Origin of the sequence: Maribacter orientalis (genome assembly GCF_900109345.1) — a bacterium.
Classification (GTDB): Bacteria; Bacteroidota; Bacteroidia; order Flavobacteriales; family Flavobacteriaceae; genus Maribacter; species Maribacter orientalis.
On record NZ_FNZN01000008.1, the window covers coordinates 36,070 to 54,157 of the forward strand.

At 34.5% G+C, this 18,088-nt stretch carries 15 protein-coding genes; 6 read left to right on the plus strand and 9 right to left on the minus strand.

Going from position 1 to position 18,088, the window contains the following annotated elements:
* Nucleotide 1 precedes the first annotated feature (1 nt).
* The 3 genes from BMY56_RS15025 to rpsA all read right to left on the minus strand — a co-directional run bounded on the left by BMY56_RS15025 (nt 2) and on the right by rpsA (nt 3,616).
* Nucleotides 2–928, minus strand: coding sequence for an aspartate carbamoyltransferase catalytic subunit (locus BMY56_RS15025; RefSeq protein WP_091626041.1), 927 nt, complete (start codon nt 926–928; stop codon nt 2–4).
* 4 nt (nt 929–932) lie between these two features.
* Complete coding sequence (gene pyrR / locus BMY56_RS15030) at nt 933–1,472, minus strand: bifunctional pyr operon transcriptional regulator/uracil phosphoribosyltransferase PyrR (protein ID WP_091626044.1); 540 nt, start codon at nt 1,470–1,472, stop codon at nt 933–935.
* A gap of 299 nt (nt 1,473–1,771) precedes the next feature.
* Nucleotides 1,772–3,616, minus strand: coding sequence for a 30S ribosomal protein S1 (gene rpsA / locus BMY56_RS15035; RefSeq protein ID WP_091626046.1), 1,845 nt, complete (start codon nt 3,614–3,616; stop codon nt 1,772–1,774).
* A gap of 259 nt (nt 3,617–3,875) precedes the next feature.
* Between rpsA and BMY56_RS15040 the strand changes: the two genes are divergently transcribed.
* A complete protein-coding gene (locus BMY56_RS15040) occupies nt 3,876–4,256 on the plus strand; it encodes a LysM peptidoglycan-binding domain-containing protein (RefSeq protein WP_091626049.1) in 381 nt (126 codons plus the stop codon).
* 52 nt (nt 4,257–4,308) lie between these two features.
* Here the strand turns inward: BMY56_RS15040 and cmk are convergent, their stop codons facing one another.
* Nucleotides 4,309–4,998, minus strand: coding sequence for a (d)CMP kinase (gene cmk / locus BMY56_RS15045; protein ID WP_091626052.1), 690 nt, complete (start codon nt 4,996–4,998; stop codon nt 4,309–4,311).
* 28 nt (nt 4,999–5,026) lie between these two features.
* Nucleotides 5,027–7,477, minus strand: coding sequence for an endopeptidase La (gene lon, locus BMY56_RS15050; RefSeq protein ID WP_091626056.1), 2,451 nt, complete (start codon nt 7,475–7,477; stop codon nt 5,027–5,029).
* Between the two features lie 261 nt (nt 7,478–7,738).
* On the opposite strand from lon, the gene BMY56_RS15055 reads away from it, so the two are divergent.
* The 4 genes from BMY56_RS15055 to BMY56_RS15070 are packed head-to-tail and all read left to right on the plus strand — an operon-like array spanning nt 7,739 to nt 10,677.
* Nucleotides 7,739–8,293, plus strand: coding sequence for an RNA polymerase sigma factor (locus tag BMY56_RS15055; protein ID WP_091626059.1), 555 nt, complete (start codon nt 7,739–7,741; stop codon nt 8,291–8,293).
* Nucleotides 8,293–8,856 (plus strand): hypothetical protein, encoded by a 564-nt coding sequence (locus BMY56_RS15060; RefSeq protein ID WP_091626061.1) that lies wholly within the window; start codon nt 8,293–8,295, stop codon nt 8,854–8,856. The genes BMY56_RS15055 and BMY56_RS15060 overlap by 1 nt, the downstream gene beginning before the upstream one ends.
* Nucleotides 8,837–9,928: a DUF4097 family beta strand repeat-containing protein gene (locus BMY56_RS15065; RefSeq protein WP_091626315.1), complete on the plus strand. Its 1,092-nt coding sequence runs from the start codon at nt 8,837–8,839 to the stop codon at nt 9,926–9,928. The genes BMY56_RS15060 and BMY56_RS15065 overlap by 20 nt, the downstream gene beginning before the upstream one ends.
* A gap of 23 nt (nt 9,929–9,951) precedes the next feature.
* Nucleotides 9,952–10,677, plus strand: coding sequence for a head GIN domain-containing protein (locus BMY56_RS15070; protein ID WP_091626064.1), 726 nt, complete (start codon nt 9,952–9,954; stop codon nt 10,675–10,677).
* Nucleotides 10,678–10,722: 45 nt separating this feature from the next.
* Here BMY56_RS15070 and BMY56_RS15075 read toward each other — a convergent pair whose 3' ends face one another.
* The 4 genes from BMY56_RS15075 to glgB all read right to left on the minus strand — a co-directional run bounded on the left by BMY56_RS15075 (nt 10,723) and on the right by glgB (nt 17,341).
* The gene (locus BMY56_RS15075; RefSeq protein ID WP_091626066.1) at nt 10,723–12,054 is read right to left on the minus strand and encodes an MFS transporter; all 1,332 of its coding nucleotides are present in this window, start codon (nt 12,052–12,054) and stop codon (nt 10,723–10,725) included.
* A 60-nt stretch (nt 12,055–12,114) separates the two neighbouring features.
* Nucleotides 12,115–12,924: a M48 family metallopeptidase gene (locus BMY56_RS15080; protein WP_091626069.1), complete on the minus strand. Its 810-nt coding sequence runs from the start codon at nt 12,922–12,924 to the stop codon at nt 12,115–12,117.
* Nucleotides 12,925–12,960: 36 nt separating this feature from the next.
* Complete coding sequence (locus BMY56_RS15085; protein ID WP_091626072.1) at nt 12,961–15,363, minus strand: glycoside hydrolase family 31 protein; 2,403 nt, start codon at nt 15,361–15,363, stop codon at nt 12,961–12,963.
* Nucleotides 15,364–15,445: 82 nt separating this feature from the next.
* The gene (glgB, locus tag BMY56_RS15090) at nt 15,446–17,341 is read right to left on the minus strand and encodes a 1,4-alpha-glucan branching protein GlgB (RefSeq protein ID WP_091626074.1); all 1,896 of its coding nucleotides are present in this window, start codon (nt 17,339–17,341) and stop codon (nt 15,446–15,448) included.
* Between the two features lie 176 nt (nt 17,342–17,517).
* Here glgB and BMY56_RS15095 point away from each other — a divergent pair, with 176 nt between their 5' ends.
* Nucleotides 17,518–18,081: a collagen-like triple helix repeat-containing protein gene (locus BMY56_RS15095; RefSeq protein WP_091626077.1), complete on the plus strand. Its 564-nt coding sequence runs from the start codon at nt 17,518–17,520 to the stop codon at nt 18,079–18,081.
* The last annotated feature ends 7 nt before the right edge of the window (nt 18,082–18,088 follow it).

An 18,088-nucleotide genomic window follows, 5' to 3' on the forward strand; every position in this document is an offset into this window, starting at 1 on the left:
ATCACTTTATTTTAGATGCCAATAAATATATAACCGCCATTCGAATGGCCACACCATTTTCAACTTGATTCAAAATTATGGATTGTTTTGAATCTGCAACATCACTAGTAATTTCCACACCCCTATTAATTGGGCCTGGGTGCATAATTACAATTTCTTTATCTAGACTATCCAGCAATTTTTTGTTTACTCCAAACTGTTGAGTATACTCTCGTGTTGTTGGAAAATAGCTGATATCGAGCCTCTCGTTCTGTATGCGTAACATATTAGCTACGTCGCACCACTCCAGGGCTTTTCTTAAATTAGTTTCTACACCTACACCTAAAGAATCTATATACTTCGGCAATAGGGTTTTAGGACCACACACTTTAACATTTGCTCCTTGTAACTTCAAGGCGAAAATATTTGAAAGTGCAACTCTAGAATGAAGAATATCACCCACGATAACTACATTTTTACCAGCAACATCTCCTAATTTTTCTCGAATTGAATATGAATCCAATAAGGCTTGAGTTGGATGCTCATGTGCACCATCACCAGCATTTACAATGGAAGCTTTAACATGTTTTGATAGAAATATACCGGCTCCAGGATTGGGATGTCGCATTACTACCATATCTACTTTCATAGATAGAATATTGTTAACGGTATCAATTAGTGTTTCCCCTTTCGTTACCGAAGATTGACTTGCAGAAAAATTTAGCACATCTGCTGACAATCTCTTCTCAGCAAGTTCAAATGATAACTTTGTTCTAGTACTATTCTCAAAAAAAATGTTAGCTATAGTAATATCGCGAAGTGAAGGAACCTTTTTAATTGACCGATTAATAACTTCTTTAAAATGATCGGCTGTCTCAAAAATAAGTTGAATATCAGCTTCCTTTAGATATTTGATTCCTAGTAAGTGTTTGACACTCAGTTCGCTCATTTTCTTATCTATTTACTAAATATATGATATCTTCTCCATCATTTTCTTTCCACATTACCTTTACCTTTTCGTCATTAATAGCATCTACCTGGCGACCTCTATAGTTGGGCTGAATAGGTAAATGTCTACTAAACCTTCGGTCAATTAAGCATAATAACTCAACATCTTTAGGTCTACCAAATGACTGCAGAGCAGTTAAAGCAGCATTAATACTTCTACCAGTATAAAGTACATCGTCAATTAGTACTACATTTTTATCCTCAACCAAAAAATCTATATTGGTTTTGGTCGCTTCAAGAGTTTTATCCCCTCTTCTAAAATCATCGCGATAAAAGGTAATATCTAAAAAACCTAAGTCGATATGTTTTACCTTATACTCTTCCTTTAAAATCTTCGTTAACCGCTCTGCCAAAAATTTACCTCTAGGTTGAATACCTATAAGTACTGTGTTTTCAAATGTTAAATGGTTTTCAAGAAGCTGACAAGCCAATCGATGCAGGATAATATTGATTTCTTTTGAAGAGAGTAAAACTTTTTGACTCATAATAGGTATCCGTGCATTTAGCTAAACAAAAATAGATAATTCTATTTGAAAATCAATTATAGAATTATGGCATTAAAGAAAGTGCTAGCAAAAAAAATAATTAAAGCAAAATCAGCATAGAATCAAGAATATTTATGTTCTAAATTTTATTAAAAGAAAAAAACTATATGTTTTAAATATAATCACCTTCTCTTGATTGTCAATAAAAAATGGATGGAATGATAAAAATTTAAAAAAAAAGCCCGGATTTGTATCCGGGCTTTTACTTATAATCCTTTTTCAGGATTTATATTATGAAATTACTTCTTCTTTTTAGAATCAGCAGCTTCCATTTTATCCTTCAACGCTTGTAAAGCATCGTTAGCATCACCTAAAGTAGGCTTAGCCTCATCTGCGCTAGCCGCTTGTCTTTTGACAGCTGCTTTCACATTACGTTGCTCTTCTTCACGGAAAATAGCAGTATGACTAGCTACTACACGTTTGAAGTCTTTATTGAACTCAATAATCTTGAATTCTGCTTCATCGCCTTTACCTAGTTTTTTACCATCTTCTTTTTCTAAGTGACGTTGTGGTATAAATGCAGTAATATCCTCGTTAAATTCAATTGTTGCACCTTTATCAACGACATCAGATATTGTTGCTTTATGAACAGTACCTAACGCAAACTCAGTTTCGTATTTATCCCAAGGGTTTTCAGTAGTCTGTTTATGACCTAAGCTCAACTTACGACCATCAACATCTAATTCTAACACCTCAACCTCTAAAGTATCACCTACATTAGTAAATTCAGATGGATGTTTGATTTTCTTAGTCCATGAAAGATCAGAGATATAAATTAAACCGTCAATACCTTCTTCTAGTTCAACGAAAACACCAAAGTTTGTAAAGTTTCTTACGATACCTTTATGTTTAGAACCTACAGGGTATTTAGTGGTAATATCAGTCCAAGGATCTGGAGTCAATTGCTTGATACCAAGAGACATTTTACGATCTTCACGATCCAATGTCAATACAATAGCTTCAACCTCATCACCTACTTTTACGAAATCCTGAGCGGAACGTAAATGTGTAGACCATGACATTTCAGATACGTGAATAAGACCTTCAACACCTTCAACAACTTCGATAAATGCACCGTAATCAGCTATAACGACTACTTTACCTTTTACTTTGTCTCCAATTTTAATCTCATCACTTAAAGCTTCCCAAGGATGCTTCTCTAATTGCTTAAGACCTAATTGAATTCTAGATTTGTTTTCATCAAAATCAAGAATTACAACATTTAATTTTTGATCTAGCTCAACAACCTCGTTCGGGTGATTGATTCTACTCCAAGAAAGGTCAGTAATGTGAACTAAACCATCAACACCACCAAGATCAATAAAGACACCGTAAGAAGTAATGTTTTTAACAACACCTTCTAATACTTGTCCTTTTTCAAGTTGGCTTATGATTTCTTTTTTCTGCTCTTCAATATCCGCTTCAATAAGCGCTTTATGAGAAACAACAACGTTTTTAAATTCGTGGTTGATTTTCACAACTTTGAATTCCATTGTTTTGTTTACATACTGATCGTAATCACGAATAGGCTTTACATCGATTTGTGAACCTGGTAAGAATGCCTCAATTCCAAAAACATCAACGATCATACCACCTTTAGTTCTGCATTTAACAAAACCACTAACGATTTCTTCTTTGTCATGAGCCGCGTTAACACGATCCCAAGCCATAATAGTTCTTGCTTTTCTGTGAGACAATACTAATTGACCACTTTTATCCTCACGGATATCAATCAAGACCTCTACCTTGTCACCAACTTTTAAACCTGGGTTATAACGAAATTCGTTTAACGAAATAACACCTTCAGATTTTGCGTTGATATCAATAATAGCTTCTCTATCTGTAATATAAACTACCTTTCCCTCAACCACTTCTGCATCTGCAGTGTCAACGAAATTTTCAGCCACTAATTTTTCAAATTCTTTCAATTTAGAATCATCAACACGCTCAATTCCTTGTTCGTATTTTTCCCAATTGAAATTCTCTAAAAATTCTTGTGGATCTTGCTGTGGAGTTTGTACAGCAGCTTGTTGTGTTGCTTCCGTAGTTTCAGCTACCTCTGCGTTTGTTTTTTCTTCAGCCATTTGCTGATTATTAATTTGTATTCCATAACCTTATCAAGACTTAGGCAACGACTATGAAAGTAGTTATATTGATTTTTTTTATTCCTTTTTCTCTTGACTTCCTTGCAAAAAAGGTGTGCAAAAATAATCATTTTATTTAAAATAGACAAGACAACCTCTTATGTTTCATTCATTAATCGATTATGGAACGATTTTAAAAAAAAATATTATAAATATGCGTATATTGGAAACATTAAATTAACCATTAAAAAGTAGAATTATGAGTGTTAAAGCGAAGTACCAAGGTGTTTTAGATCTTGGTGAGCAATTAGGTATTAAGGACGGTAATGTAACCGTTGAAGGCGATGTTCTAAAAGTAAAAGGACAAGCAAAAACTCCTTATGAAAAAGACCTGATTTGGGATAAAATTAAGCAACTCGGTGGAGAAAGTCCAACTGATATAAAAGCAAATATTACAGTTGAAGATGATTCAGTATATCACAGACATGTAGTACAAAGTGGTGAGTCTTTAAGTAAAATAGCAAAACACTATTATGGTGACGCTATGAAATATAAAGCAATTTTTGAGGCCAATACTAATATTTTGAAAAACCCGGATGTAATTCATCCTGATCAAGTTTTGGTCATACCGAACAAATAGAAATTATATTGAAGTAAAAAGGGGTTAGCAATGCTAACCCCTTTTTTTATACTTACTTATTTATAATGCGAAGCGCATGCTCATAAATTCTTTGAAACTGATCTTCTAAGCCCAAATCGCTATTATCGAATTCAATAGCATCTTCTGCCTTTTTTAAAGGTGAAATTACTCGATTACTATCAATATAATCTCGCTTTTGAACATTCTCTAAAATATCATCATATTTCACGTCTTCTCCTCTATCTAACAATTCTTTATAACGCCTAACCGCTCTTTTCTCTGGAGAAGCTGTCATAAAAATTTTGAGCTCAGCATCAGGAAATACAACGGTACCAATATCTCTACCATCCATAACCACAGCCTTATCAGCTCCCATTATCTGTTGCATGGCCACCAGCTTTTTCCGAACTAATTCTAGCTCTGCAATCTGACTTACATTCTTTGAAACGGGCATTGTTCTAATTTCCTTCTCAACATTTTCTCCATTCAAATACATTTCAGCATATCCTAAATCAGCATTAAAAACAAATTTCAAATCAATAGTATCCAAAGACTCAAATAAAGGATTCTTATCAATTTTGCCATTCCTAATAAAACCTACTCTCATAGCATATAAGGTTACTGCACGGTACATAGCACCTGTGTCTACATATATATAATGTAACTTTTGCGCCAATTGCTTGGCCAAAGTACTCTTACCTGTGGAAGAATATCCATCAATAGCTATGGTGATCTTTTTCATTATTCCAAAAGTATAAATAAAAGGATGGCTAAAGCTCTTTTGCGTTTTTTACTTTTTCGTCCGTTAGCGCAATATCAATTACTTCAGACATTTCTTTTACGTAATGAAATGTCAATCCTTTTAAATAAGATTCTTTTATTTCTTTAATATCTCGTTCATTATCTGCACATAGAATGATTTCTTTTATACGTGCTCTTTTAGCTGCAAGAATCTTCTCTTTAATTCCACCCACAGGTAATACTTTTCCTCGCAAAGTAATTTCACCTGTCATGGCCAAACTCTTCTTGATTCGCTTTTGGGTGAACAATGATACTAATGATGTCAACATTGTAATTCCTGCACTTGGGCCATCTTTGGGTGTTGCACCTTCAGGAACATGAATATGTACATTGTACTTTTCAAAGATTTCTGGATCAATACCAAACCTATCTGCATTCGATTTAATATACTCCATCGCAATAGTTGCAGACTCCTTCATTACCTTACCAAGATTACCAGTAATAGTCATTGCCCCTTTACCTTTTGAAAGTATAGACTCTATAAATAGAATATCCCCGCCAACACTTGTCCATGCTAAACCAGTAACAACACCTGCAACTTCATTATTCTCATATTTATCACGCTCCATTTTGGGTGCACCTAATACTTTTATAATATCTTCATTACTAACTTTAATGTCGTATTCTTCTTCAATTGCAATAGATTTCGCCGCATAGCGAACCATTTTAGCAATTTGCTTCTCTAAAGAACGTACTCCAGATTCTCGAGTATATCCTTCAACTATTCTCTCTAACTGGGGTTTTCCGATTTTCAAATGGCTTGCGTTTAAACCGTGTTCTGTCAATTGTTTTGGCAACAAGTGTTTTTTGGCTATTTCTACCTTTTCCTCAATGGTATAACCACTAACATGTATGATTTCCATACGGTCCCTTAGCGCAGGTTGAATATCACCCAGATTATTGGCAGTTGCGACAAACATAACCTTGGATAAGTCATATCCCATTTCCAAAAAGTTATCATGAAAATCGCTGTTCTGTTCTGGATCTAAGACCTCCAACATTGCAGATGATGGATCTCCCTGATTACTGTTCGACAATTTGTCTATTTCGTCCAAAATAAAAACTGGATTGGACGTACCCGCTTTCTTAAGACTTTGAATAATTCTACCCGGCATGGCACCAATGTAAGTTTTGCGATGCCCTCTAATCTCAGCTTCATCACGAAGCCCGCCAAGTGACATTCTTACATATTCCCTTCCTAATGCCTCTGCTACAGATTTACCTAATGAAGTTTTACCAACACCCGGTGGACCATACAGACATAAAATTGGCGACTTCATGTCTTTCCTTAATTTTAAAACTGCCAAATATTCAATAATACGGCGTTTTACATCTTCAAGCCCATAATGATCACGATCCAAAATACGTTGGGCACGTTTCAAATCAAATTTATCTTTGGAGTATTCATTCCATGGCAAATCCAATATCAGATCCAAATAGTTGCGTTGTATGGAATACTCAGCTACTTGCGGATTCATACGTTGCATTTTAGACAACTCTTTAGTAAAATGTTCTTTTACCTTTTTTCCCCATTTTTTCTTTTTGGCCCTGATTTTCATCTCCTCCAACTCCTCATCATAGGAAACTCCACCCAATTCTTCTTGAATGGTTTTCATCTGCTGGTGTAAAAAATATTCACGTTGTTGTTGATCTAAGTCATTTCTAACTTTCGACTGTATATCGTTTTTAAGCTCCAATTTCTGCATCTCAACATTCATATATTTTAATGTTGCCAATGCTCTTTTTTGTAAGCTTCCAATCTCCAATAATTCTTGTTTAGCCTTTACATCCAAATTCAGATTAGAGGATACAAAATTTATAAGGAAAGAATCGCTTTGAATGTTTTTTATAGCAAATGAAGCTTCACTAGGAATATTCGGATTATCCCTAATTATCTTTAACGCCAATTCCTTTATAGATTCTATTATTGCTATAAACTCCTTATCATTTTTCTTTGGTCTTATTTCTTTAGTTTCTCTTACAGTAGCCGTTATATAAGGTTTCTTCGTTAAAACTTCAGCAATCTCGAATCGTTTTTTACCTTGAATAATAACTGTAGTATTACCATCTGGCATTTGAAGAACACGCAATATTCTCGCAACCGTACCCAAGGTATTTATATCTTGGACATCAGGATTTTCAGTTTCTTCATCCTTCTGTGATACAACGCCTATTACTTTAGAACCATTATTAGCATCTTTAATTAATCGGATGCTCTTATCTCTTCCAGCGGTTATAGGTATGACTACCCCTGGAAACAATACTGTATTACGTAGAGGTAAAATAGGCAATGTCTCTGGTAATGTCTCACCATTCATCTGCTCTTCATCTTCAGGGGTCAATAATGGTATTAACTCAGAATCCTGATCGATCCCCTGTAAGGACATATTGTCAAAATTTGAAAATTTAGAATCTTTCATACTTATATATCGGTCATTCTGTCATTAAACCAACAGAATTTTATTTTTATAATTAATACAATAATGCTGTGAAGCTAATAAATACATGTAAACCACTACTATTTATGCTCCATATTATAAGGACTAATTCAATTCTTGTGCCAACCGAAACAATTACTGTTAAAATTATAACCACCAACTTAGATAGAAAACTTCAAGAATTAATTCATGGAACTGTAACAAATAGTAAATTGATACATCATTACATAAACCAATCACTTTTTGAGCCAACAAAGAGAACATATTGATGAGCTTTTGCAATGTTGCATGGCCGGTAAACAAAGTGCACAGCTAGAAGTGTACAATAGGTATTACAAGGCCATGTTCAATACAGCATTAAGAATCGTAAAAGACACTGCCCAAGCAGAAGACATTATGCAAGAATCGTTTTTAAGCGCTTTTACAAAACTGCATACGTTTAAAGGGGAAGTAACTTTTGGATCTTGGCTGAAACGCATTGTAATCAATAACAGCATTCATCAATACAGAAAGCAACAAAAAAAGAATGAAGTTGCTTTAGATGATGTATTGTACAAGGTCGAAGATAATGACGGAATTGCATCTGACCATGTGTTTACAGAACTAAAGGCTCAAAAAGTGATGGAAACCATGAAAGATTTGAAAGACAATTACAGAATTTCTTTGACCTTACATTTAATAGAAGGGTTTGATTATGAAGAAATAAGTGAAATAATGAATATAAGCTACGCAAATTGTAGAACTACAGTTTCACGAGCAAAAGAAAGTCTTAGAAAAAAATTAATACTCGCAGTCTAATGAAGAAAGATAATTTACAAGTGCTTTTTGATAAGCTACAGAACGATTTGGATTTCGCGGAACCAGCCAATGGTCATCAACAACGCTTCTTGGATATATTGAACAAATCTAAAGGAGTTGCATCCATTGCGCCTGAAAAGAAGCAATCTTGGCTACGTATATTATCCATAGCCGCCACCATAGCTATTCTGTTATCAATAGGTATAGCACAATTCAATACCTCAAGTAGTATTAAGGAAAAGGTTGCACAAATTTCTCCGGAAGCTTCTAAAACCCAATTTTATTTCACCAGTTTAATTGAAGAACAAGTCAAAGAATTAAATTCTGAGAAATCTCCTGAGAATGAAAGAATTATTAACGATGCTATGATTCAATTGAAAAAACTTGAAACGAATTACAGCGAAATGGAACAAGACCTTTTAAATGGCGGTAATAGTAAATTAATACTAAGTGCGATGATTACAAATTTTCAAACTAGAATAGAACTTCTAAATGAAGTAATGACACAAATAGAGAATATTAAAAACATAAAAAATACAAATGATGCGAACTATACTATTTAAATATACCTGGTTACTGGTTTTCGCCTTTACTACAGTTGTCAATGCTCATGATAAAAGTTTTGACGGCAAACACACCAAAGAAAAAACCATAAAAAAAGAATTTAACGTAAGTTCTAACGCACTTTTAAAAGTTAGCAATTCTTATGGAAATCTAAATATTACGTCTTGGAACGAGAACCGTGTTGTAATAGAGGTACATATAAAGACCAACGGCAACAATGAAGAAAAAGTTCAAAAAAAATTAGATGAAATATCAGTTGATTTTGAAGCAAGTAACGATAGGGTTTCGGCTGAAACTATTTTTAAAAAAAATAGTAATGGCTGGGGATGGAGTTGGGGCAATAACAATAATGTTAACATGCAAATCAATTACACCATTAAGGTTCCTGTTAAAAATAATGTAGATTTAAATAACGACTATGGTAATATCATTTTAGATAGAATCGATGGTCATGCCAAAATAAATTGTGACTATGGCAGACTCGAGATAGGAGAACTAAGAGGTAGAAATAATAGTTTAAATTTTGACTATACTTCTAAGTCTACCATTGAATATATTAATAGTGGCGAAATTAGAGCAGATTATTCTGGCTTCACTATAGAAAAAGCAGGTAATCTTAGCATAAATGCCGACTATACAAATGCTAATATTGGTATAATGGAAAATTTGGAATATACCAGTGACTACGGTAACATGGATATAAAAGAATTGAAAAGTATTGACGGTAATGGCGATTATATAACAGTTAAACTAGGTGTTGTTCATGGTGATGTTTCTATTGTTGCAGATTATGGATCAATAAGAATAGATGAACTCGCTGCTGATGCAGGCAATGTAAATATTAGAACAGATTATACAGGAATTAAAATTGGTTACAATAATGACTACCATTTTGATTTTGATATTTCAACAAGTTATGCAGGTGTGATTGGAAAAGATGATTTCACCATTAATATCAGTACAGAAAAATCTTCCGATAAACACTATGAAGGTTTTTATGGCTCTAAAGCAAGTGGAAACAAAGTAACAATATCAAGTGATTACGGCGGAATAAGTTTTACTAAAAAATAATCAATCAAATTAAAACGAAAAACATGAAAAATTTAAGCGTATTACTATTAACAGGTTTAATCACCCTATCCTGTTCTGCTCAATGGGGAAAAACCATTAAAGGAAATGGAAACAATGTTACCATAGAAAGAAGTACTGGAGATTATGACGGAATTGCAGTATCAGGTTGGTTCGATGTAGATTTAGTTTCTGGAAACGAAGGTGAAATTACGCTACAGGGCGAAGAAAACCTTTTGGAGTATATTATCACGGAGGTTAAAGATGGGAAATTGGTCATTAAAACGGAAAAGGGTGTTAACCTCAAAAGCAGCAATTGGAAATCTGAAATACGAATAACAGTTCCGGTTGAATCAATAAGCTCAGTCTCTATGTCTGGCTCGGGAGACATCGTTGGCAAAACAAAAATTAAATCTGATAAATTTAGCACGGCAATGTCGGGTTCTGGAGATATCACTTTAGACATTGACTCAAATTTGATATCCGCTAGCATGTCTGGTTCTGGTGACATAACCTTAAGTGGCAAAACTACCGATTTTGACGCCACTGTTTCTGGTAGTGGTGATATTGAAGCATATAATCTTGAAGCAGACAATGTAAGTGCCACTGTATCTGGATCTGCAGATATTCAAGTAACTGCCAAAAAATCAATTAAGGCAAGAGTTTCTGGCTCAGGCGATATTTCATATAGAGGCAATCCTGAGAAAGTAGACACTAAAACTTCTGGTTCCGGTGATATTTCTAGAGGATAATTTATAAAATCAAAATAACGAATGATCAATTAAAAAAAGCCCCTTTTAAAGGGGTTTTTTTGATTCCTTTACTCGCAACAGTAAAAACATCCCAATTAAAAAGAAAAGCCCTAAAAATATAATTGAACTTCTCATACTACCAGTCAATTGAGCTACAACACCATAAAGTAAAGTACCGATAATGATTCCTATTTTTTCAGCAACATCATAAAAACTAAAAAAGGAGGTCGTATCCTTAGTCTGTGGCAGAAATTTGGAATAGGTTGATCTAGACAATGCCTGAATACCCCCCATTACTAAACCAACACAACCTGCTGCAATATAAAAATCTATTGGTGTGATAACGAAATATGCATAAATACATATACAAACCCAAAGTGCATTAACCACAATCAATGTTTTTATATTACCATATTTCTCTGAGGCTTTTGCAGTAACGGTAGCACCTAAAATTGCAACTAACTGTATAACTAAAATACTAACAATAAGCCCGGTTGTGCGTTCCGAGTCTGTACCCCATGCTATTTCTTCTTCCCCGAAATATGTAGCTATCAACATTACGGTTTGTACCGCCATGCTATAAACGAAAAATGCTCCTAGATATCTTTTGAGCTTTACTTGCTCCCCAAGTTGATGCCATACCAATTTAAGCTCCTTAAATCCGTTTAAAACTATATTGGTTCTTTCCCCTTCCTTCTTGTAGCCTTGTGGTAAATAGTAAAAACTATATTGCGCAAAAAGTATCCACCAAATACCTACGGTCACGAATGAATATTTCATTGCTTTTATTTCCGCTGCACCGGCTTCATCAGTAGTTATACCAAAGAAGTCTGGTTTCATGACCATTGCCAAATTAAATATTAAAAGAATTACACTACCGACATATCCCAAAGAAAATCCCTTTGCACTTATCGCGTCTTGTTGTTTTGGAAACGCAACATCTGGCAAATAAGAATTATTGATCGCAAAACTTACCCAAAAGCCTACTAATCCAAAGAAATAACATGCTAATCCTACGTAAATATTTTCCAAGGAAAACCAATAAAGCCCTATACATGAAATTCCGCCTAAATAGCAGAAAAACTTCATGAACACTTTTTTGTTTCCTAAATAATCTGCTATCCCAGAAACTAATGGGGTTACTATAGCGATAAAAACAAATGCTAATGAGGTGACATAACTAATTAATGGTGCTCTTGCTATCTCACCTCCAAAAACTATAACCTTCTGGATTCCTGCAACCCTAAATAAAGCGCCATAAAATATAGGGAATACTGCTGATGAAATTACTAAGCTATATACCGAATTGGCCCAATCATAAAAGGCCCATGCGTTCAATAATTTTTTACTTCCTTTTAAAATTAGTGTTTTCCCCATACATAAAAATAAAAGCCGCTCATTTCTGAACGGCTTCAATATACAATAATGCTTTAAGTTTTATTTAAATTTGGTCACTCCAAATTTTGCAGCTTCGGCGGCAGCATCTGGTGCCCAAGCAGTAAGGTTATTTATTCTTGTATCGTTAGATGGATGGGTACTCATAAATACTGGTGGTGCTGTTCCTCCACTATTTGCTTTCATTCGCTTCCAAAGTTCTGCAGCTTCGTAAGGGTCATAACCAGCTATCGCCATAATCTGCAAACCAATAAGATCCGCTTCCGTTTCATGACCTCTACTAAAGGGTAACATTACCCCAACTTGAGACCCTATACCGTATGCTTGGTTAAATATATTACGTTTCTGCTCATCTTGAATTGCAATGTTGCCTGCAACTGCCCCTAATTGTTGAAGTGTACCTGCACTCATTCTTTGCGCTCCATGATCCGCCAATGCATGAGCTACTTCGTGACCCATTACTACAGCCACACCTGTTTCTGACTGGGTAATTGGTAAAATACCTGTATAAAATACAATTTTACCACCTGGCATACACCAAGCATTTACAGTTTCATCATTCACTAAATTATATTCCCACTTATAGTCCTTTAAATAACCTGGGTGACCATTGGCAGTTAACCAACGTTCTGCGGCAGAGGAAATTCGTTGTCCTACTCTAGTTATCATTTGAGCATCGGCGGTACCGGTGACAACCTTATTCTCTGTTAAAAATTGGTCATACTGCGCAAATGCAGAAGGAAACACTTGACTATTTGGGTAAAAATTCAAAGTTTTCTGCCCCGTAAATGGATTTACCTTACAAGCAGATACCCCTACAAATACTAGGGCTATTAATACTATTTTTTTCATATTTAGTTTTTAAGTTAATGGTAATAAAATGCAAAGTTATTCTTTTCCTGACAGATGTAATGACGTAAAGTTTTTGTCAATCCGTAAAATGTTACCTCCACTAAGAATTAAGCTCTCTAATTCTATTTCTTCATTATCTACCATTACGCTTTCAATTTGAAAGGGTAAACCATGAAGATTAAGTTTAATGGTTTCATATTCCGTTTCAAAACTTCCATCTTTAAATAATTGTATTGTCAACGAATTTTCTTTCCCTGTTAATTTATAATTACTTAAAGCATATCTTCCCTTTTTATAATCATACCCATTATTCGCATCTTCATATACTTCTGATGCTTCTACACCCATTTTGTAATAAACCTCTAACAACAGTTCTTCAATTTTCTTTTCACCTACATATTGTTGAATTGGATATTTAGGAATTATAGCTCCTGCCTTTATAAAAATCGGTAATTTATCTAAGCCCGCTGCAACCCATTTTTCTTTACCTCCTATTACCGACTCGTGAGTCCAAAAATCATACCATTCTCCTTTAGGGATATACATTCTACGTCCTTGAGCATTTGGTTCTTGTATCGGACATACTAATATTTTCTCACCAAAAATAAATTCATCTGTTCTAAAGTGTGTTTGGGTATCTTCTTGATCATAATATACCAATGACTGAATCATTGGCCTATTTTCTTTGGTATACTTATAAAACATAGTATACAAATAAGGTAAAAGTTGATATCTTAATTCTATAAACTTTCGAACAATATCTGTAATTTCTACACCAAAAGACCAAGGTTCTTGGTCACCGTGATCCCCACTTGAATGAACTCTACAAAATGGATGAAAAATTCCTAATTGAATCCATCTCACAAACAATTCACCGTCTGGTTGTTCTGCAAATCCACCAATATCAGAACCTACAAAAGAGTATCCGCTTAAACACATTCGCTGCATTTGTACATTTGCAATCCATAAATGCTCCCAAGTGGCAACATTATCGCCTGTCCATGTAGACGCGTATCTTTGTGTACCTGCAAATGCCGCCCTTGTTATCACAAAAGGCCTTTTTGGATATACGTATTTTTTAACACCTTCATAAGTTGCCCTAACCATTTGCATCCCATAAACATTATGGGCTTTTCTATGCGTGCATGGGTAACCATCATAATTATGCCTAGTATCCAATGGTGCTGTTTTAGTAGGTACTTCCATTACAGCTGGCTCGTTCATATCGTTCCACACTGCATGAACACCTAATTCAGACATAAATTCTTTATACAATTCGGCCCACCATTCTCGTACTGCAGGATTTGTAAAATCAGGGAAATTACATTCTCCTGGCCATACCTTACCATGCATTAAAGGACCATCACCCCTTTTACAGAAATAGTCATTTTCTAAGGCTTCATTATATACCCAATAATCACGATCCACCTTTATACCTGGATCAATCATTATCACAGTTTTAAATCCGTCTTGCTCAAGTTCCTGTATCATTCTCTTTGGATCAGGAAAATGATTCTTGTCCCAAGTAAAACACCTAAAACCATCCATATAATCTATATCGAGATATATGGCATCACAAGGTATTTTACGATTTCGAAATTCGCTCGCAACTTCTTTTACATTACTCTCTGGGTAATAGCTCCATTTAGATTGATGAAAACCTAGGGCCCACATTGGTGGCAATTCTGGTGTACCGGTCAGATTAGAATAAGAACTAACAACCCTCGACATATCTGGGCCAAAAATAAAATAGTAATTTAGTTCACCCCCGTCAGCCCAAAAACTAGTAATATTTCTACGTTCTTGTGAAAAATCAAAACTCGTTTTAAAACTATTATCAAAAAAGATACCATAAGCTTTACCCTTATTCAACCCAATATAAAAAGGTATCGCCTTATATAATGGATCTTGCTCTTTTGCAAATGCAAATTGGTCGGTCACCCAATTCTCTACTTTTTTACCTTTAAGATTACTGTGCATGGCTTTATCACCCATGCCGAAAAAGCTTTCCCCTATTTGAGAAATCTTACTCATTTTAACAGTATTTCCCCCGTACTCATAGTTCTCTTCCCAATGAAAACCTAGCTCATCTTCATTTATTATATTCCCTTCTATATCTGAAATTTGAGTTCTAAGGGTTTTCTTATCAACTAAAATACTTAACCTCGCAGTAGATATAATATACTCTGAATTGTTCTCTACAACATCTAACTTGCTATAACCCATTGTACTATCGGGATCAATGGCATAAGAGAAATCCGGCTCGAAATTGTAGTTTGTAGCATATCTAAAACGAACTAAACTACCTCTAAGAATTGTTATTTGTAGAACGACACCGTTCTCTGTTGTGAAATACAACTTATCGGTGTCTTGTGTAAACTCGACTATATGGTTAGGGTATAAATTACCTTTATATTCAAGCTCTGTATTTGTTATCATGAAAATGTTATTAAATGGATGTCAAATAAACACCAAAAAGTAATCATAAAATGTTTACGGTGAACTGTATAGATTAAAATTACTACCCTAAAATTATAATACCTAAAGGTGGAATTGTAATTTCTATTGATTTTTTGTATCCATGAGAGGCCTTAGTTGAAACTTTGATAACCTTATTCAAATTACCGCCACCACCATATTTAACATCATCACTATTTAAAATCTCTTTAATCTTACCTTTTTTAGGCATGCCTATTCGATAATTTTCACGTGGAATTGGTGTGAAATTGCAAACTACTATTAAATCATTTTCTTCATTATGACCTTTACGTATATATGTTAAAACTGAATTATCATGATCGCTGTAGTCTATCCATTGAAAACCTTCAGGGCTAAATTGCTTTTCATACATCGCAGGAGAACTTTTGTACAGATGATTCAAATCTTTAACAAAATCCTGAATTCCAGCATGACCTTCATATTGTAACAAATGCCAATCTAAACTTTGTTCAAAATTCCATTCTGAGGTTTGCCCAAACTCACCCCCCATAAATGTAAGTTTTGTACCTGGGTGTGTAAACATGTACCCAAAAAGAAGCCTTAAGTTAGCAAAGCGCTGCCATTCATCGCCTGGCATTCTATATACCAGTGATTGCTTACCATAAACTACCTCATCATGTGAAAATGGCAGCATAAAACGTTCTGTAAAAGCATAGGTCATACTAAAGGTAAGATCATTTTGATGATGTCTTCTGTATATAGTTTCTTTTTGAAAAAACTGTAATGTATCATGCATCCAACCCATCATCCATTTCATTCCAAAGCCTAAACCGCCATGTTCTACCGATTTTGTGACACCCGAAAATGCAGTAGATTCTTCGGCTATTGTCTGTACACCATCAAAATTCGAATATACCGCTTCATTAAATTCACGTATAAATGATATGGCATCTAAATTTTCGTTATTGCCATATATATTTGGTTCCCATTCCCCATCTTCCCTAGAATAGTCAAGGTATAGCATAGAGGCAACAGCATCTACACGTAATCCATCTACATGGTATTGATCCAACCAAAATAGGGCATTACTAATAAGAAAGGCCCTTACCTCGTTTCTGCCATAATTAAAAATCAAACTCTTCCAATCTGTGTGATATCCTTTTCGCCTATCTGGATGCTCATATAAATTCGAACCATCAAAGAAACCAAGGCCATGCGCATCTTCGGGAAAATGAGAAGGAACCCAATCTAAAATCACTCCAATATCGTTTTGATGAAAGGTATCTACCAACATTTTAAACTCTTCTGGTGTTCCAAATCTTGAAGTAGGCGCAAAATAACCTGTTAATTGATATCCCCATGATGGATCATAAGGGTACTCCATTATCGGCATAAACTCTATATGGGTATACCCCATTTCTTTAACATAAGAAACAAGATCTTCAGCCAACTCTTTGTAGGTTAAAAACTTATTATCCGCATTCTTTTTCCAAGAGCCTAAATGAACCTCATAAACAGAATAAGGCTTATCTAAACCGTTTTTCTCTTTTCTATAGCTCATCCAATCCTTATCATTCCACTTATGATCAGCGGTCCATATTATCGAAGCGGTATTAGGTGGATGCTCGCAAAATCTTGCAAAAGGATCTGCCTTTTCTGTCCAAATATCATTATTATTAGATTGAATCTTATATTTATAAACTTCTCCCTTTCCTACATTTGGAATAAACCCTTCCCATATACCACTAGCGTCCCAACGAACATTTAACTTATGCTCATCTGCATTCCAAGCATTAAAATTTCCGATAACAGATACAGATTTGGCACTAGGTGCCCAAACTGAAAAATATGTACCTTTTACACCATCTATCTCAATTAAGTGAGAACCAAGCTTTTCATAAAGGCGAAAATGTTTGCCGCTTTTAAAAAGGTTAATATCAAATTCAGTAAATAATGAGTGAACTTTTACGTTAGGCATATTATCGTTTAATTATTTGAGTAAAGCTAATCATCTAAGAAAGATGGTCAACAATGAATGTTTTTCGTTAAAATTAATGCAGTTAATATCCGATTTATATATTGATTTACCAAAAATGGAACACTTTTTGAAATAACAATAAAACAATTATATAAAATCTGAATAATAAAAGTATTATGAAAAAACTGAACTTATTTTTAGGAGCACTCGTTACTATATTTTTTATTTCATGCGAAGGACCACAAGGACCTCCAGGTTATGATGGTTTCGACGGGATTGATGGTGCAGATGGGCAGGATGGAATTAACATCTTGGGAAAAGTGATGGATATTGAAGGCTCTTTTACACTAGAAAATGATTATTCAATTTTTTATGAATTCCCCCAAACTGTGGAAGTTTTTGAGACTGATGTAGTTTTGGTGTATTTGTTATGGGATGAAACCGTTGATGGTAATGGCGACTTAGTTGATATTTGGAGATTAATGCCGCAAACAAGAATACTAGACCAAGGTTTATTACAATACAACTTTGATTATACTTTCTTTGATGTAAATATTTTCTTAGAATCCGATTTTGATTTAAGAACTTTACCGGCAGGAGACACCGATAATCAAGTATTTCGAATTGCGGTTTTGCCTGCAAAATCAACAACAGGCAAATTAGATACCTCAGATATTAATTCGGTAATGGCACATTTGGGAGTGAAAGAAGAGAATATTCAAAAAATAAAACTATATTAAGTCTAGA

What these genes read in the sequence shown, in the direction of transcription:
- BMY56_RS15025 (WP_091626041.1), bottom strand. Translation starts at nt 928, where the DNA reads ATGAGCGAACTGAGTGTCAAACACTTACTAGGAATCAAATATCTAAAG.
- pyrR (WP_091626044.1), bottom strand. Translation starts at nt 1,472, where the DNA reads ATGAGTCAAAAAGTTTTACTCTCTTCAAAAGAAATCAATATTATCCTG.
- rpsA (WP_091626046.1), bottom strand. Translation starts at nt 3,616, where the DNA reads ATGGCTGAAGAAAAAACAAACGCAGAGGTAGCTGAAACTACGGAAGCA.
- BMY56_RS15040 (WP_091626049.1), top strand. Translation starts at nt 3,876, where the DNA reads ATGAGTGTTAAAGCGAAGTACCAAGGTGTTTTAGATCTTGGTGAGCAA.
- cmk (WP_091626052.1), bottom strand. Translation starts at nt 4,998, where the DNA reads ATGAAAAAGATCACCATAGCTATTGATGGATATTCTTCCACAGGTAAG.
- lon (WP_091626056.1), bottom strand. Translation starts at nt 7,477, where the DNA reads ATGAAAGATTCTAAATTTTCAAATTTTGACAATATGTCCTTACAGGGG.
- BMY56_RS15060 (WP_091626061.1), top strand. Translation starts at nt 8,293, where the DNA reads ATGAAGAAAGATAATTTACAAGTGCTTTTTGATAAGCTACAGAACGAT.
- BMY56_RS15065 (WP_091626315.1), top strand. Translation starts at nt 8,837, where the DNA reads ATGCGAACTATACTATTTAAATATACCTGGTTACTGGTTTTCGCCTTT.
- BMY56_RS15070 (WP_091626064.1), top strand. Translation starts at nt 9,952, where the DNA reads ATGAAAAATTTAAGCGTATTACTATTAACAGGTTTAATCACCCTATCC.
- BMY56_RS15075 (WP_091626066.1), bottom strand. Translation starts at nt 12,054, where the DNA reads ATGGGGAAAACACTAATTTTAAAAGGAAGTAAAAAATTATTGAACGCA.
- BMY56_RS15080 (WP_091626069.1), bottom strand. Translation starts at nt 12,924, where the DNA reads ATGAAAAAAATAGTATTAATAGCCCTAGTATTTGTAGGGGTATCTGCT.
- BMY56_RS15085 (WP_091626072.1), bottom strand. Translation starts at nt 15,363, where the DNA reads ATGATAACAAATACAGAGCTTGAATATAAAGGTAATTTATACCCTAAC.
- glgB (WP_091626074.1), bottom strand. Translation starts at nt 17,341, where the DNA reads ATGCCTAACGTAAAAGTTCACTCATTATTTACTGAATTTGATATTAAC.
- BMY56_RS15095 (WP_091626077.1), top strand. Translation starts at nt 17,518, where the DNA reads ATGAAAAAACTGAACTTATTTTTAGGAGCACTCGTTACTATATTTTTT.